The 15,523-nt window shown below is 51.9% G+C and carries 17 protein-coding genes; 4 read left to right on the top strand and 13 right to left on the bottom strand.

The features are described from left to right. Positions 1-59: 59 nt before the first annotated feature. Positions 60-2,918, top strand: a complete 2,859-nt coding sequence (locus V9K92_RS07675) for a putative bifunctional diguanylate cyclase/phosphodiesterase (RefSeq protein WP_307286432.1) — start codon at positions 60-62, stop codon at positions 2,916-2,918. Between the two features lie 12 nt (positions 2,919-2,930). On the opposite strand, the gene V9K92_RS07670 is transcribed toward V9K92_RS07675, so the two are convergent. Next, a complete protein-coding gene (locus V9K92_RS07670) occupies positions 2,931-3,533 on the bottom strand; it encodes a YqgE/AlgH family protein (protein WP_115052210.1) in 603 nt (200 codons plus the stop codon). A gap of 264 nt (positions 3,534-3,797) precedes the next feature. Here V9K92_RS07670 and V9K92_RS07665 point away from each other — a divergent pair, with 264 nt between their 5' ends. Then, a complete protein-coding gene (locus tag V9K92_RS07665; RefSeq protein ID WP_337353698.1) occupies positions 3,798-4,487 on the top strand; it encodes a protein-disulfide reductase DsbD domain-containing protein in 690 nt (229 codons plus the stop codon). A 68-nt stretch (positions 4,488-4,555) separates the two neighbouring features. Next, positions 4,556-5,041 carry a peroxiredoxin gene (locus V9K92_RS07660; RefSeq protein ID WP_337353697.1) on the top strand — a complete coding sequence of 162 codons (486 nt, stop codon included), beginning with the start codon at positions 4,556-4,558 and terminating at the stop codon, positions 5,039-5,041. A gap of 43 nt (positions 5,042-5,084) precedes the next feature. Here the strand turns inward: V9K92_RS07660 and rnhA are convergent, their stop codons facing one another. From rnhA to coxB, 12 genes are all read right to left on the bottom strand, one after another. Then, complete coding sequence (gene rnhA / locus V9K92_RS07655; RefSeq protein ID WP_115052096.1) at positions 5,085-5,525, bottom strand: ribonuclease HI; 441 nt, start codon at positions 5,523-5,525, stop codon at positions 5,085-5,087. After that, a complete protein-coding gene (locus V9K92_RS07650) occupies positions 5,522-6,502 on the bottom strand; it encodes a homoserine kinase (RefSeq protein WP_337353696.1) in 981 nt (326 codons plus the stop codon). The genes rnhA and V9K92_RS07650 overlap by 4 nt, the downstream gene beginning before the upstream one ends. A 2-nt stretch (positions 6,503-6,504) precedes the next feature. Then, positions 6,505-7,509: a 4-hydroxy-3-methylbut-2-enyl diphosphate reductase gene (gene ispH / locus V9K92_RS07645; RefSeq protein WP_337353940.1), complete on the bottom strand. Its 1,005-nt coding sequence runs from the start codon at positions 7,507-7,509 to the stop codon at positions 6,505-6,507. A gap of 42 nt (positions 7,510-7,551) precedes the next feature. Next, complete coding sequence (locus tag V9K92_RS07640) at positions 7,552-8,337, bottom strand: SURF1 family protein (RefSeq protein WP_337353695.1); 786 nt, start codon at positions 8,335-8,337, stop codon at positions 7,552-7,554. Continuing rightward, positions 8,327-8,725: a DUF983 domain-containing protein gene (locus V9K92_RS07635; RefSeq protein WP_115052104.1), complete on the bottom strand. Its 399-nt coding sequence runs from the start codon at positions 8,723-8,725 to the stop codon at positions 8,327-8,329. The genes V9K92_RS07640 and V9K92_RS07635 overlap by 11 nt, the downstream gene beginning before the upstream one ends. Positions 8,726-8,735: 10 nt before the next feature. After that, positions 8,736-9,239, bottom strand: coding sequence for a L,D-transpeptidase family protein (locus V9K92_RS07630; protein WP_337353694.1), 504 nt, complete (start codon positions 9,237-9,239; stop codon positions 8,736-8,738). A gap of 87 nt (positions 9,240-9,326) precedes the next feature. Next, a complete protein-coding gene (locus V9K92_RS07625; RefSeq protein ID WP_337353693.1) occupies positions 9,327-10,208 on the bottom strand; it encodes a cytochrome c oxidase subunit 3 in 882 nt (293 codons plus the stop codon). A gap of 47 nt (positions 10,209-10,255) precedes the next feature. Next, positions 10,256-10,876, bottom strand: coding sequence for a cytochrome c oxidase assembly protein (locus tag V9K92_RS07620; protein ID WP_370878859.1), 621 nt, complete (start codon positions 10,874-10,876; stop codon positions 10,256-10,258). A 5-nt stretch (positions 10,877-10,881) separates the two neighbouring features. Beyond that, positions 10,882-11,037, bottom strand: coding sequence for a hypothetical protein (locus tag V9K92_RS07615; protein WP_307283337.1), 156 nt, complete (start codon positions 11,035-11,037; stop codon positions 10,882-10,884). Beyond that, a complete protein-coding gene (locus V9K92_RS07610; RefSeq protein WP_307283335.1) occupies positions 11,038-11,982 on the bottom strand; it encodes a heme o synthase in 945 nt (314 codons plus the stop codon). A gap of 77 nt (positions 11,983-12,059) precedes the next feature. Continuing rightward, positions 12,060-13,721: a cytochrome c oxidase subunit I gene (gene ctaD, locus V9K92_RS07605; RefSeq protein WP_115052112.1), complete on the bottom strand. Its 1,662-nt coding sequence runs from the start codon at positions 13,719-13,721 to the stop codon at positions 12,060-12,062. Between the two features lie 39 nt (positions 13,722-13,760). Further along, positions 13,761-14,630: a cytochrome c oxidase subunit II gene (gene coxB, locus V9K92_RS07600; RefSeq protein ID WP_115052114.1), complete on the bottom strand. Its 870-nt coding sequence runs from the start codon at positions 14,628-14,630 to the stop codon at positions 13,761-13,763. A 353-nt stretch (positions 14,631-14,983) separates the two neighbouring features. Between coxB and V9K92_RS07595 the strand changes: the two genes are divergently transcribed. Then, positions 14,984-15,502 carry an invasion associated locus B family protein gene (locus V9K92_RS07595; protein ID WP_115052212.1) on the top strand — a complete coding sequence of 173 codons (519 nt, stop codon included), beginning with the start codon at positions 14,984-14,986 and terminating at the stop codon, positions 15,500-15,502. Positions 15,503-15,523 lie beyond the last annotated feature (21 nt).

The raw sequence follows: 15,523 nt of genomic DNA, 5'->3' as shown, positions 1-15,523 counted from the left end.
AAGCAAAGGTATTATCGGTGGCTTTATTGACTGGACATATGCTGAGAAGCTTGTTGCGCATGTGTGTCCTTATCGTTTCGTTGTTGGCTCTTCATGCGACCGCTCAAGCATTTGAAACCATCAAGATCACCAAGGAAAGCACTGCGCTTGACCTGTCAAAGGCGGTTGAAGTTTACAGAAATCAGGGCGAGACGTTTCAGGTTTCCACCGCGCCCGGCACCGATGGTATTGTTCGCCGCATCGAAGTGCCTGCAAATGACAAAAGAGCGACCGGTGACTGGGCTGCATTCGCCCTGGCAAATCCGACCGACGAACAGATCGATCGCCTGATCGTTGTACCGCATTTCCGGCTTGTCGGCTCTGGTTTTATCTGGCCAGATTTAGGCTCCACCCGCATTACTTCCATCACGCCCAGCGAAGGTTTTGCGCTCGACCGGCAGGCAAGTGAAGACGCCGATATCTTTCTGATTACGCTTAACCCGGGCTCTGTCATCACCTTGGTTGCCGAATTGGCGTCTCCCAATCTGCCGCAGGTTTATGTGTGGGAGCCCAACGCTTACAAGGATACGGTCAATTCTTATACGTTGTATCGCGGGATCCTGTTGGGTATTGCTGGGCTACTTGCCCTGTTTCTCACCATTCTGTTTGTGGTGAAGGGAACTTCTCTTTTTCCTGCAACGGCTGCTTTGGCATGGGCCGTGCTGGCCTATATCTGCGTCGATTTTGGTTTCTGGAACAAGCTGATCGAGATAACTCCTGGCAACGAACAAGTCTGGCGAGCTGGAACGGAAGTTGCGCTTGCTGCAACATTGGTGATTTTTCTATTCACCTACCTGAATCTCAATCGGTGGCACGACAATTTCAGCTATGGCGCGCTAACGTGGATTCTGGGGTTGGGCATTGTCTCCGGTGTTGCCATCTTCGATCCTCCGATTGCTGCTGGCATCGCCCGCTTCTCGTTCGCATTAACGATTCTGTCGGGCACCTTGTTGATCGGGTTTTTCTCGTTCAGGAGCTATGATCGGGCGATCATGCTGATACCGACATGGATGCTGTTATTGGTCTGGTTGCTTGGAAGCTGGCTGACCGTATCCGGCATTCTGTCCAATGACATCATCCAGCCGGCCTTGGCTGGAGGATTGGTGCTTATCGTCCTGTTGATCGGTTTTACCGTCATGCAGCACGCATTTTCTGGGGGTGCATTGCAGCAAGGCCTCTTCTCGGACGTAGAGCGGCAGGCCTTGGCCATTATCGGCTCTGGCGATATCGTCTGGGATTGGGATGTGCCGCGTGACCGCGTAGTGACCACCCCTGACCTTACAAACTTTCTTGGGGCGTCGGCCAGTTCACTTCACGGTGCCGTCCGCAACTGGCTACCAACTTTGCATGCGGATGACCGCGATCGTTTTCGCACTACGCTTGATGTCATTCTTGAAAACCGGCGGGGCCGGATATCGCAGACCTTCCGCCTGCGCGCCAATGATGGCCATTATTATTGGTATTCATTGAAAGCACGGCCCGTGATTGGCTCTGACGGAGAGATTGTGCGTTGTGTCGGTACGCTAATTGATGTGACTGAGCAGAAGAAGGCGGAAGAACGCCTGCTTCATGATGCTGTTCACGATAATCTGACGGGACTGCCCAATCGCGAACTGTTTCTTGATCGCCTGGGTTCAGTTATCACCATGGCGCAGACAGAAAGCAAACTGCGTCCAACGATTTTTATCATCGACATTGATCGTTTCAAGCAGGTCAATGACGGCCTTGGCATGTCCGCAGGTGATACTTTCCTGCTCACAATATCGCGTCGTCTGCACCGGCTGTTGCGGCCGCAGGATACGCTGAGCCGCCTGTCGGCAGATCAGTTCGGCCTTATTCTGGTATCGGAAAGCGAGCCTGCGAAAATCGCCGCCTTTGCTGAAGCTATCAAACAGGCAATTCGTGCGCCCATCGCCTTCTCGAAACGCGAAATCGTACTCACCGCATCGCTTGGGTTGATCACATGGACTAGCGGCACGTCGGCTTCGCCAGAAGACCTGGTCAAAGACGCCGAGCTTGCCATGTATCAGGCGAAAAGGTTTGGAGGGGACCGCATCGAGCCATTCCGCCCTGCTTTCCGTGCAGTCGGAAGTGACCGTCTTCAACTTGAATCTGATTTGCGCCGCGCGCTTGAGCGCCGCGAAATTCATATGGCTTATCAGCCGATCATACGCCTGGAAGACAATAGCATTGCCGGTTTTGAAGCCCTTATGCGCTGGGATCATCCCCGCCGCGGCTCTATACCGCCATCGGAGTTCATACCTATTGCCGAGAGTTCCGGCCTGATTGTCCAGCTTGGCCTGTTTGCAATGCACCGCGCTGCTGAAGATCTGGTGAACTGGCAACGCAATCTTGGTGCTAACCCGTTATTCGTATCGGTGAATATATCCAGCAGCCAACTGATCCGCCAGGATTTGATTGATGATGTGCGATCCGTATTGCTGCAAACACAGATCAGTCCAGCCAGCCTCAAGCTGGAATTGACCGAGTCTCTTATGATGGAGAACCCGGAGCGGTCCGCTTATGTGCTTTCGAGCATCAAAGCGATGGGTGTCGGCGTTTCGCTCGATGATTTCGGTACGGGATACTCCTCCCTGTCCTATCTGACATCTTTCCCGTTCGACATGATCAAGATTGACCGGTCTTTCCTGAAAGCGGAACAACCGCAAAAGGTTACGCTGTTGCGATCGATGATCAGCATGGCGCATGATTTGGGATTATCGGTGGTCACGGAGGGAATCGAGAACGAAAGCGATGCGCTGCAACTGCGTCAAATGGGATGTGAGTTTGCCCAGAGTTTCATGTTCAGCCCTCCGCTGACTTTGGATGTAGCAACTAAACTGCTACGCGATCAGTTCCAGCAATCCAAAGCATCCTAGTTTCCAAGGCAACTATGCGTGGCCCGCAACAGTTGCCAGCCTGGATGGATCAACACCCATATGACTGAGAATACGATCGTACTTGCGGTCCATATCGGTATCGAACAGCAATTCCTGTGGCGCTTGGCACGTTAGCCAGCCATTATTTGCTATCTCTGTTTCCAGCTGTCCGGATGCCCAGCCAGAATATCCGAGTGTCATCAGGGCTTTGCGGGGACCACGGCCCCCGGAAATAGCGCGCAGAATATCGATTGTCCCTGTCAGGCAAATCTCTTCGGCAACCGGCATTGTTGAATCTGTAAGATAGTCATCTGAATGCAGGACAAACCCACGCCTCATCTCAACAGGACCACCGCTGCGGACCAGGAAATCACGTGTTCTTTCTGGCATAACAATAGCCTGCTCTTCATCAAGCACACCCAGTTGAACCAGAATATCTGCAAACTCCATTTCCTGGGCGCGGTTGATAATCAGGCCCATCGCACCCTTTTCGGAGTGCGCACAGACATAAATCACCGACCGTGCAAAGCGGCTGTCATCCATCCCCGGCATTGCGAGAAGGAACTGCCCATTCAGAAATCCTGTATTTTTACTGGCGTCTCTGAAAATCTCCATAGCAGTAAAGGTATCAAGGAATTTGCAAATGACAACGGGCATGGATAACGAATCGTAACCATAGGCATAATTCCTGGCTAACGGAAAGCTCACGCAGAAATGATGAATTGAAGCTCAGACCCTTCTTGCTCGCGTCCCAAAGGCCTGTAATGGTTAGGCATGAAGATCAGAATATTTATTTTTCTAGCGGCGTTAGCCACTGCTTTTCAAGCTCATGCTGGAAGTTCGGAATGGACAAAAACACCCGGAGGTAGCGTCCGCCTGGTGATAGACAACCCTCCGCCCAATGCAAATGAGGTACGAGGCATCGTCCAAATCGACCTTGATCAAGGCTGGAAAACCTATTGGCGTGAACCGGGCGATGCGGGCGTGCCACCAGAGCTAAGTATCACTGGTAGCACAAATGTTAAAAGTGCTACGCTTGCCTTCCCAGCGCCACACCGCTTTGACGATGGAGGCACGCATTGGGCGGGTTATAAACAGCCGGTCTCGCTTCCCGTCACACTGACTTTGACGGAACCCAACCAGCCTGCACAACTGAAAGGCCATGCGTTCCTTGGTATTTGTGAGACAATCTGCATCCCCGTTATGGCAGAATTCGATATAGACATCGACAATTCGCCATCTGACGCTCTTTCGAGGACGTTGATAAGCACGGCTTTTGAACAATTACCCGCCAAAGCCACAACCAACTTCGGAGCGACCTCCGCATCCAGGAAGGGTGATGCTATTGAACTCGTCGTCAACTTACCTGCCGATGACCCGGATATCGACATTTTTGCTGCGGGAAACGGATCGGTAGCCTTTGGCATGGCCAAGCTTGAAAAACGTGACGGAAATCGCGCCGTATTTTCCGTGCCACTCACCTCCGGCAAGCAAGAGAAATCGATAATCCTGAACTATACATTGGTCCAAGGAAAGCAGGCCGCAGCTGGAACGATTGACGTTCAATAATAACTCGTAAAAACATGTCGGCAGCACTATGTCAGTTACGTCATACTATTTATCCAAGGAGCCAGTTCATGACGATCAAGGTGGGCGAACGTTTACCCGATGCAAAGTTCAAAACAAAATCTGACGAAGGTGTAAGCGAAATCAGCTCCGACGTGCTGTTCAAAGGTAAAAAAGTGGTGCTTTTTGCCGTACCCGGCGCATTCACTCCGACCTGCAGCATGAATCATTTGCCGGGCTATCTTGAGAACCGCGACGCCATTTTGGCAAAAGGCGTGGACTCAATCGTGGTCGTCGCAGTCAATGATCCTCACGTCATGGGCGCTTGGGCAAAAGCCACCAATGGTGAAGGCAAAATTCAGTATCTTTCTGACGGAAACGCAACCTTCACCAAGGACGTTGGACTGGAAATAGACCTCGGCGCGGGCAATATGGGCGTGCGATCGAAACGTTATTCCATGCTGATCGAAGATGGCGTTGTGAAACAACTCAATATTGAGGAATCGCCCGGTCAGGCGGTCACTTCGAGCGCCGCTACAATTCTCGAACAGCTCTGATAAAGTTCAGAATCGCAAGGATCGGTTATCCGATCCTTGCCATTTACTTCCGTTTGTAAGGCGCCATGCCGGCGCGGGCCAATTCGTCGGCCCGTTCGTTTTCCGGATGCCCCGCATGGCCTTTTACCCAATGCCAGACAACTTTATGGCGCTTGCGCGCTTCATCAAGGGCTTGCCAAAGTTCGGCGTTCTTCACCGGTTTTTTCGCAGCCGTTTTCCAGCCATTCCGTTTCCAGCCCTCGATCCATCCGGAAATACCATCGCGCACATAGACTGAGTCCGTATAGACATCGACTTGGCACGGTTCTTTCAGTGCATTAAGAGCCGAAATTGCGGCCATCAACTCCATGCGATTATTGGTGGTATCCGCCTCACCGCCAGAAAGTTCTTTTTCATTGCCGTTCCAGCGCAGTACAGCGCCCCAGCCCCCGGGACCGGGATTGCCTGAACAAGCGCCATCAGTGAAAGCTTGTATCTCCTTCACGCTTTTTGCCCCTCAAAGGCCAATCCGTATTCTTCAGGGGAGCTTATCTGGCGATGAAAGCGCATGCGACGCAGATATTCCCGCGGGTCTTTTTTGACTACGAAGCTTCCCTCAGGGGTATTCAGCCAATCATAGAGCCTTGTGAGCATAAAACGCAGTGCGGAACCCCGGGCCAAAACCGGCAGACTTGCCGCCTCTTCTTTCGACAAGGGACGGACAGCGTTGTAGCCGCGCAGCAATGCCGTGCCCTTTGTCAAGTTGAATGAATTGTCTTTTTCGAAACACCAGGCATTCAGACAAACAGCAACGTCGTAGGCGAGAAGGTCTGTGCAGGCGAAATAAAAGTCGATAATTCCCGATAACTTGCTACCGAGAAAAAAGACGTTATCGGGAAACAAGTCTGCGTGAATGACACCAGAAGGAAGATGGGAGGGCCAATTTTCTTCCAGAAACAACAAATCTTCTTCGGCTTCCTTCGCGAGACCTGCCTCGACTTGGTCTGCATCGGTTCTGGAATTATTCCATAACGGGCGCCAGCTCTCCACCGAGAGCGCATTCTTGCGGCGCATGGGGAAATCTTCACCAGCAAGATGCATTCGCGCCAGTGCCTCTCCAAGTGCCGCACAATGCTGCACTGTTGGCCTGCGCATCCACATGCCTTCCAGAAAAGTTACGATAGCGGCCGGACGACCTGCAAGTTCGCCGATGTTTGAGCCTGACTTCTGAACCACAGGCAAGGGACAGCTGATACCTTTACCGGCAAGATGCTCCATGAGGCCCAGAAAAAAAGGCAGATCACTACTGTCGACGCGTTTTTCGTATAGGGTCAGAATGAACGCAGCCTTGCTCGTGTGTAAAAGATAGTTTGAGTTTTCCACGCCTTCCGCAATACCTTTGTAGGAGAGCAGCTCCCCGATATCGTAGTTCTTTAAAAATTGTGCGAGTTCGATTTCGTTAATATCGGTATAGACGGCCATAGTCAGTGGGTCCCATTGACAAAAGCCATGTCGTGACTTGTTAATTCTACATCCCGCAGATCGCGCATAACGTGGAAATTCTCTGTTTCAACTGTGGTTTCCGCCAGTTCAATCGACACCGAATACCGTTCTGAAAATGACTGGATAATTTCGTCGACGATGATCTCGGGCGCTGATGCGCCAGCAGAAAGCCCGACGGTGGCAATTTTGCCCACGCTGTTCCAGTCAATATCGGCTGCCCGCTGAACCAGAAGCGACTGTTTGGCACCGGAGCGCTCAGCCACCTCGACCAACCGCTTGGAGTTGGAAGAATTCGGCGCCCCGACGATCAGGAACAAGTCACAGCCTGGGGCGGCAGCTTTTACCGCATCCTGACGATTGGTGGTGGCATAACAAATGGACTCGGCCGCCGGTGCGGTGAGTGCCGGAAAACGTTCCTGCAAAGTCGCAATTATCCCGGCTGTGTCATCCACCGATAAGGTGGTCTGCGTGACGAAACCAAGATTTTCTGGGTCCGCGGGCATATAGTTTGCCGCATCTTCAATAGTTTCGATAAGTGTTACAGCTCCGTCCGGTAGCTGTCCCATGGTGCCGATCACCTCTGGATGACCGGAGTGGCCCACGAGGACCACATGACGCCCAAGACGCTGATGGCGCATCGCCTGTTTATGTACTTTGGAAACGAGGGGACATGTGGCGTCAAGATAAAACAGGTTCTTGTTTTCAGCGTCCGCCGGCACCGATTTCGGCACTCCATGGGCTGAAAATACGACTGGCTGACCGCGATGCTCGGCAGGAATCTCATCCAGTTCTTCGACAAAAACTGCGCCTCGCGCCTGCAATCCTTCGACAACATAACGGTTGTGAACGATTTCATGACGGACATAAACTGGCGCACCATACTTCTTCAGCGCCAGAATAACGATCTGAATAGCCCGATCCACTCCGGCGCAAAATCCGCGCGGTCCGCAAAGACGGATTGTAAGTGGAGCTTTCTCAGTCATCATCATATCTCAGCCAAATTTGTACTTCTTGGAATTGGGCGGCATTCAACGCGAAGTCAACCCCGAACTATTGGATTGAACCGGTTCCTCTTTTGGATGAGTGCGCCGCCAGACCGATATGCCTGCGATAGCGAGCAGAGTTGCGGCAAGTCCATACCAGGTAACTGCATATTGCAAATGACTGTTCGGCAAATCGATAATCGTTACGCCACCGATCGGCAGACCGCCCGGATTGGGCGTTTTATCTGCGTCAATGAAGAACGGAACTAGCTTGTCCGTCGGCACTCCAGACTGAGCCGCCATTACCGGCAAATCTTTCCAGTAGTAAATATTGGCCTTCAAATCATTATCAGGCACAATTGACGAAGGTTTGGCGTCAAGCGGATTGCGCGCCAGACCTCTAACCGAAACCGGTCCTTCAATGCTTGAGCCACGACTGCTGGGTTCTTTTTTGTCATAGGGAACAAACCCGCGATTGACGAAAATAATTCTGCCGTCGATCATCTGAAGCGGTGCATAAACATAAAAGCCTGACATTCCTGCAAATGTTGCGAAATAATGCCGTTCTTGCCCATGCAAAAATTGACCGGTCACAGTCACCGGTCGATAGTCAATATCGTGTTTTTCCGCCCACAAGCTTTCAATCTCAGTGAGCGAAGCCGGCGGTGTATGGGTACGCTGTTCTATTTCCGCCAGTAGATTTTCTTTCCACTGCAGACGCTCAACCTGCCATGTCCCCAGCGCAATGAGAATGAAAAAAACAATGGAACCGAGAATCAGCATGACCCAGGGAAAGCGCCGCTGCTCCATAATATTTGGACTAGTGTTCATTTGACGATGGAATATCTAGCTGGCCTTCTGCAGCCTTGTGCTTGTACTGAAGGGCGATCAATACACCCTTCATCCAGCGGAGCGCCGTCAAGCACAATAAAAGTGCCAGCGGTATCCACAGCAGAAAGTGTACCCATAGCGGCGGATCGACATTGACTTCCATCCACAGCGCCAGCCCGACAACGATAAAGCCGATGATCAGCATAACAAGAACTGCAGGACCGTCTCCGGAATCAATAAACGAGTAATCCAAGCCGCAACTTGTGCAGCGCTTGGCTGGAGTAATGAAGCCGTCGAATAGCTTCCCCTGCCCGCAACGAGGGCATTTAGCCTTCACTCCTGCGGCGAATGGGTCGACAGGCGGATAAAGCGCAGAATCTTCATTCATCAAGTATCACTCAAGGGTAAATTTCGATTGGCGTTCCATCTTGGACAAGTGCCCAGATTTCATCCATCTCCGGATTAGTGACGGCTATGCACCCGTCTGTCCAGTCGATAAGTTGAAGCACCCATCCCCACCATCCATAACCATTGACTGCACCGTGGATCATGATCGCACCACCCGGCAACACTCCCATCAACTTGGCTGCCGCTTTATCTCGCGCATTCGGGTAAGAAATATGGATTGACTTGTGCGCCATACTTTTCGGATTTCGCCAATCGAGAACGTATCGGCCTTCAGGCGTACGTTCATCGCCCTCCCATTGCTTATGGCCGACCGGCCGAGCGCCAAGTGCAATCTTGTACTCTTTAATGACCGAGCTTCCTGACAAGAGTTGCATCTTTCGCTGGGATTTTTCGACCCGCACGAGATCAACTTTCTCAGCCGCATCGGCCAATGTTCCGCTCACCAAAATGAGGCCCACAAGCACAATCAGCAGCAACACGTGTTTAGCGATCATCGAAAATCCATGCCGCAGCAATGTGCTCAAATAATGAGAGCGGCCGCATTTCTGCGACCGCTCTTTTAGCATCAATACTGCCAGTTTTTAATGTCCAGCAGCGATCGGCGCACCCCACGATGCCCAGACATAGATCGTGAAAAACAGGAACAACCAAACCACGTCAACGAAATGCCAGTACCAAGCAGCAGCTTCAAAGCCGAAATGCTTGTCAGGCGTGAAATCGCCTCGGATAGACCGAAGTAGACAGATCGCCAGGAAAATCGTTCCGATGATGACGTGGAAACCATGGAAACCAGTCGCCATGAAGAAGGTGGCACCATAGATCGAATCTTTGAATGCAAATGGCGCATGAATGTATTCATATGCCTGAACAAACGAGAACAGAACGCCAAGGATAACGGTAAGAGCGAGACCCGTTATAAGACCCTTGCGATCATTGTGGATCAAAGCATGGTGTGCCCAGGTTACAGTCGTGCCGGACAGCAACAGAATAACCGTGTTGTAAAGTGGCAGATGCAGTGGATCGAGAACTTCAAGTCCCTTTGGCGGCCACACGCCGCCCGTAAATGTCGTACGAGCCACCTGCTCAACTTCACCCGGATAAAGGCTGACATCAAAAAATGCCCAGAACCAAGCGGCAAAAAACATCACTTCTGAAGCGATGAACATGATCATGCCATAGCGCAAATGCAACGACACAACGCGGGTATGGTGTCCCTGTTTGCCTTCCTTGATCGTATCCGACCACCAGCCATACATTGTGTAGAGCACAATGACCAAGCCAATGGCGAAAAGCCAAGGTGTGGTCAGATTGGCTTTGAACAGGACAAATTCGCCGCCCTTATTGTATTGCATGAAACCAATACCGCCGAGGGCAAGGATGAATGCGCCTACCGAGGCAAGGAACGGCCAAGGACTTGGATCGATAATATGATAATCGTGGTTCTTTTGGTGCGCTTCGGCCATGTTAACCCCCGCAAGGTCTGTTTATTGCACTAGACATCAACATCTCCTCAGAGCTGTCCCGATGTCGTTGTCTTGTTCACCTCTGCACTGGCCGCAACGGGCGCAGGCATTGGTATCGGAAAGAAAGTGTAGGATAGCGTAATTGTGTTGACGCCTTTGAGCTCCGGCGCATTTACAATTTCAGGATCGATAAAAAATACGACCGGCATTTCAAGATCTTCGCCCTGCTTCAAGACGGTGTCCGTAAAGCAGAAACATTCAACCTTGTTGAAATATGCGCCGGCAGCCATGGGCGTCACATTGAACAGTGCACGTCCCGAGGTCGGCTGCGATGCGACATTCCTGGCTTCATATTTAATCAGCTTGGTTTCACCGATTTTCAGCGACACGTCCCGCTGCATAGGCTTGAAATCCCATGGCAACCCGCCTGATGTATTGGCATCGAAACGCACCGTGATTGTCTTGTCGAGGATGGTGTCCGACATTTGCTCAACACGTTGTGTCGTACCGCCATAACCAGTAACCTGGCAGAACATTGCATATAATGGCACGGCAGCAAAAGCCATGCCGACCATCCCGAAGAAAAACGCCAGACAAGAAATCGCGATCGTCCGGTCTGAAACCTTACGTTTTGCCACTAGAACTTCTTTATCAGAGCCCGTTTCCATGCTCATCACATAGGCCTGTTCAGGATATTGGCACCAAGCTTGGCCCACGTACCAACATAAACGATAAGGACGAAAGCTGCGAGCGCAAGCGCAAGTGCGAGCGAGCGGCTGCGTCGAGCGCGCTTCTGCTTGTCGCTTAATGTTATGCGGTCATCACTCATTTAAACACCCAGAACCAGAAGTGCTTTACGCACAAGTATCTCGCCGAGCAGGACGGCGTAGAGACTGAAGAGATAGAAGATGGAAAATGCGAACATTTTCTTTGCAGGCTTGATCATTGGCTCGCCGATTTCCGCGCGCCACACGGTCCATGCGTAAAACAAAAACGCAAAGCCCATCGCAATCGAAAACACGCCATAAACGGGTCCAGCGAAACCCATAATCCAAGGCAGAACCGCCACCGGCGCAACCAGAATTGTATATAGCCAGATCTGAAACTTCGTTGAAGCTTCGCCCATGACATTGGGCATCATCGGGATTTTAGCCTTCTCGTAATCATCGGACATGAACAGCGACAGCGCCCAGAAATGGGGTGGCGTCCATAGAAAGATAATCAGAAAAAGAACAATGCTTTCCATGCTGACCGAACCAGTCACAGCAGCCCAGCCAATCATTGGCGGGAAAGCCCCTGCCGCGCCACCAATAACGATGTTCTGCGGTGTAGAGCGCTTCAGCCACATCGTATAAACGACGGCGTAAAAGAAGATCGTGAAGGCCAGCAAGAACGCCGACAGCAAATTGACAAACAGACCGAGAGTCAAAACGGAGAAAATTGAAAGCAGCAGGCCAAAAGTCAGCGCTTCATCGCGGGAGAGCCGGCCAGCTGGTATTGGACGTTTGGCTGTGCGCTTCATCACCGCGTCAATATCGGCATCATACCACATATTGAGAGCGCCGGAGGCGCCAGCGCCAACAGCGATGCAAAGGATCGCAATGGCGGCAATTACCGGATTAATGTGGCCCGGCGCTGCCATCAAACCAACAAAACCCGTAAACACGACCAGCGACATGACGCGTGGTTTGAGAAGCGCAATATAGTCTGATGCACTGGCTTCAGAGAGGCCAATGTTTGCATCCAGTGTTGCGTGTTTCTCAATCAATGACATGCGCTCGATCTTACAAAAGTTCAGTTTCGTTCAGGAGATAACCGGACTGTATGAATCAGCCCGGTTATCATGATCATTTACTTAATACGTGGAAGCTGTTCCCACTGATGGAAAGGCGGAGGCGATGAAAGCTGCCATTCCAGAGTGGTTGCACCTACGCCCCATGGGTTCGCACCGGCTTCGCGCTTCTTGGCAAATGCTTCAAACACGCCAAAGAGGAAGATGAGAACGGCGACACCGGAAATGTATGAGCCGATGGACGATACTTCATTCCAACCCTGGAAAGCATCTGGATAGTCGATATAGCGACGTGGCATACCGGCAAGCCCAAGGAAATGCTGCGGGAAGAACACCAGATTCACACCAATGAAGGTGACCCAGAAATGCGTGTGGGCAATCGTGTGGTTATACATGTAGCCCGTCATCTTCGGGAACCAGTAGTACCAGCCAGCGAAGATACCAAACACAGCACCCAGTGACAGAACATAATGGAAGTGGGCAACAACGTAGTATGTGTCGTGCATCGCACGGTCCAAGCCCGCATTGGCCAGCTGCACGCCTGTCACACCGCCGACGGTGAACAGGAAGATAAAGCCGATTGCCCAAACCATTGGTGGCTTGAACTCGATTGAGCCGCCCCACATGGTCGCAATCCATGAGAAAATCTTAACGCCAGTTGGAACAGCGATAACCATCGTTGCGAAAACGAAATAGCGCTGCGTGTCGAGCGAAAGACCGACCGTATACATATGGTGCGCCCATACGATAAATCCGACGACGCCGATGGCGACCATGGCATAGGCCATGCCGAGATAGCCAAAAATAGGCTTTCTCGAGAAGGTCGATATGATGTGGCTGACGATGCCGAAGGCTGGCAAAATCATGATGTACACTTCCGGATGACCGAAGAACCAGAAAAGATGCTGGAACAGGATCGGGTCACCGCCGCCTTCAGGCGCGAAGAATGTCGTGCCAAAATTGCGGTCCGTCAGCAGCATGGTGATACCACCAGCAAGAACCGGCAAAGCGAGCAGCAGCAGGAAGGCAGTAATCAACACCGACCATGCGAACAGCGGCATCTTGTGCAGGGTCATGCCCGGAGCGCGCATATTGAAGATCGTGGTGATAAAGTTGATCGCACCGAGAATGGACGAGGCTCCAGCAATGTGGAGTGACAGGATTGCCAAATCCATCGCCGGACCGGGCTGACCCGTTGTCGAAAGCGGCGGATAGATCGTCCAGCCACCGCCTGTACCGTAACCACCGGCTGGACCGGGAACGAACAATGACAGAAGCAGAAGAATCAGAGCTGGCGGGAGCAGCCAGAACGAAATGTTGTTCATACGTGGAAATGCCATGTCTGGCGCACCGATCATGATCGGCACCATCCAGTTGGCAAAACCACCGATCAAGGCGGGCATAACCATGAAGAAAATCATGATAAGGCCGTGAGCTGTGGTGAACACAAGGTACATGTGCTTACCGGCATCGATTGCCGCATCACCCTCGTAGCCATAGACCATGGCAGCAAGACCATGGAAAATCTGAATACCGGGCTCCTGGAGCTCGGCACGCATGGCAATCGAAAGCGCGCCACCGATTATACCCGCGATGATCGCGAAAATCAGATAAAGCGTTCCGATATCCTTATGGTTGGTCGAATTGACCCAACGAGTCCAACCACTGGGTTTGTGGTCGTGATGATCGTCGTGGGCTTCGTGAGCAGCTGAACCTGCCATGAGATAGCTCCCGTTCCTCAAATGCAAAGCGCAGCTGACTTAGTTGCCAGCCACATTGATATTCTTGCCATCATCGATTGATGCAGCGAGTGTCTTATAGGCTCCCGGCAAATCACTGCCAGCGGCCGCGTACCATGCGTTGTACTGCTGCTCCGATACGACACGGATCGCGATAGGCATGAAAGCATGATCCTTGCCGCAGATTTCCGAGCACTGGCCGTAATAGAGGCCTTCTTTGTCAGCCTTGAACCATGTCTCATTCATACGACCCGGCACAGCGTCAATCTTGACGCCGAATGCAGGCATTGCGAAAGCATGAATGACGTCAGCGCCGGTCGCGAGGATGCGAACAGTCGTATTCACCGGAACGACCATTTCATTATCCACAGCCAAGAGCCGCGGATAGGCCTTGATGTCTGCCTTACCTGCAGTTGCGCGGTCGGCATCCTTGAGAATCAGCGAATCAAATGAAAGCGGCGCTTCATTGGCTTGGTATTCGTAGCCCCAGTACCACTGGTATCCCGTTGCCTTGATCGTCAGCTTGGGATCTTCAGGCGAATATTGCGCCGTCAGCAACTGGAATGATGGAATGGCAAGGAAAAGAAGAATAACGACAGGACCGACAGTCCAGACGATCTCAACAGCAGTATTGTGGCTCGTCTTTGACGGAACGGGATTGGCACTGGCGCGATAGCGGAACATCACCCAGGCCAGCAATATCATCACAAAAATCGTGATTGGAATGATAAACCACAGCGTATAGTGCTCAAACCAGACGATCTGCTCCATAATACCGGATGCAGCTGGCTGGAATGTCATTTGCCATGGCTCTGGTTGCGCCGCGATGGCCGTACCGGCACTCAGGAAGCTACCCAGGACACCGGCCAGCTTGACAATATTCTTCTTCACCTAGAGATCTCCCGAATGAAGCATCAGTTCCATACGTTAATGCCGGACGTTCGAGGCCCGGTCGCATGTCGCGTTCAAACCACACATTAGCCTACATCGCAAGGAAGGCGAACGTGATCTCATGCGGCATTTTTGCGCGCAGCTTGTCATCGAAATGCGCCAACCTATGAAAGTTGCGATTTTTTAACGCTAGCTCACCATTTTCCGGGATAAGTATGAAGGAGGCCCACAATGCAGCCATTTTTGCATTACAACACAAGATTGGCTGTCATACCTTGGGGAGTGTTCGTGCAGCATTCTTTTCATCCGGTTCCCGGCGGTCTAACGTCTGGATGATTCGTTTTGGAGCCACCATGTCCATTTTAGCCCTTCGCAATATAGCTGCTGGTATTTTTGCCCTGTCCCTGACTGCCCTTTCCGGCAGCGCACTGGCAGCGCCGCAAAGCGGGACTGTCAAATCAACCCACGGTGCCTGGTCTATTCTTTGCGATACGCCGGCAGGCGCAAAATCAGAACAATGCGCGCTCATCCAGAACGTTGTCGCTGCAGATCGTCCCGAAATGGGTCTTTCCGTGGTGGTGCTGAAAACCGCCGACAACAAAGCAAAGATATTGCGCGTCCTTGCTCCGCTGGGCGTTCTCCTTCCGAATGGTCTTGGTCTTAATGTTGACGGCAAGGATATTGGCCGCGCTTATTTCGTGCGCTGCTTTGAAGATGGCTGTTACGCGGAAGTCATTTTGGAAGAACAGCTGGTTCAGACCCTCAAAACCGGCAAGGCTGCAACCTTCATCGTGTTCCAGACGCCTGAAGAGGGTATCGGCATTCCGGTGGAGCTCAACGGTTTCGGCGAAGGCTTCGACGCCCTCCCCTGATCTTTCCTTAAGATAGCGGTT

Origin of the sequence: Phyllobacterium sp. CCNWLW109 (assembly GCF_037203905.1) — a bacterium.
GTDB lineage: Bacteria > Pseudomonadota > Alphaproteobacteria > Rhizobiales > Rhizobiaceae > Phyllobacterium > Phyllobacterium ifriqiyense.
This window is presented reverse-complemented; position numbering and strand designations above follow the sequence as displayed.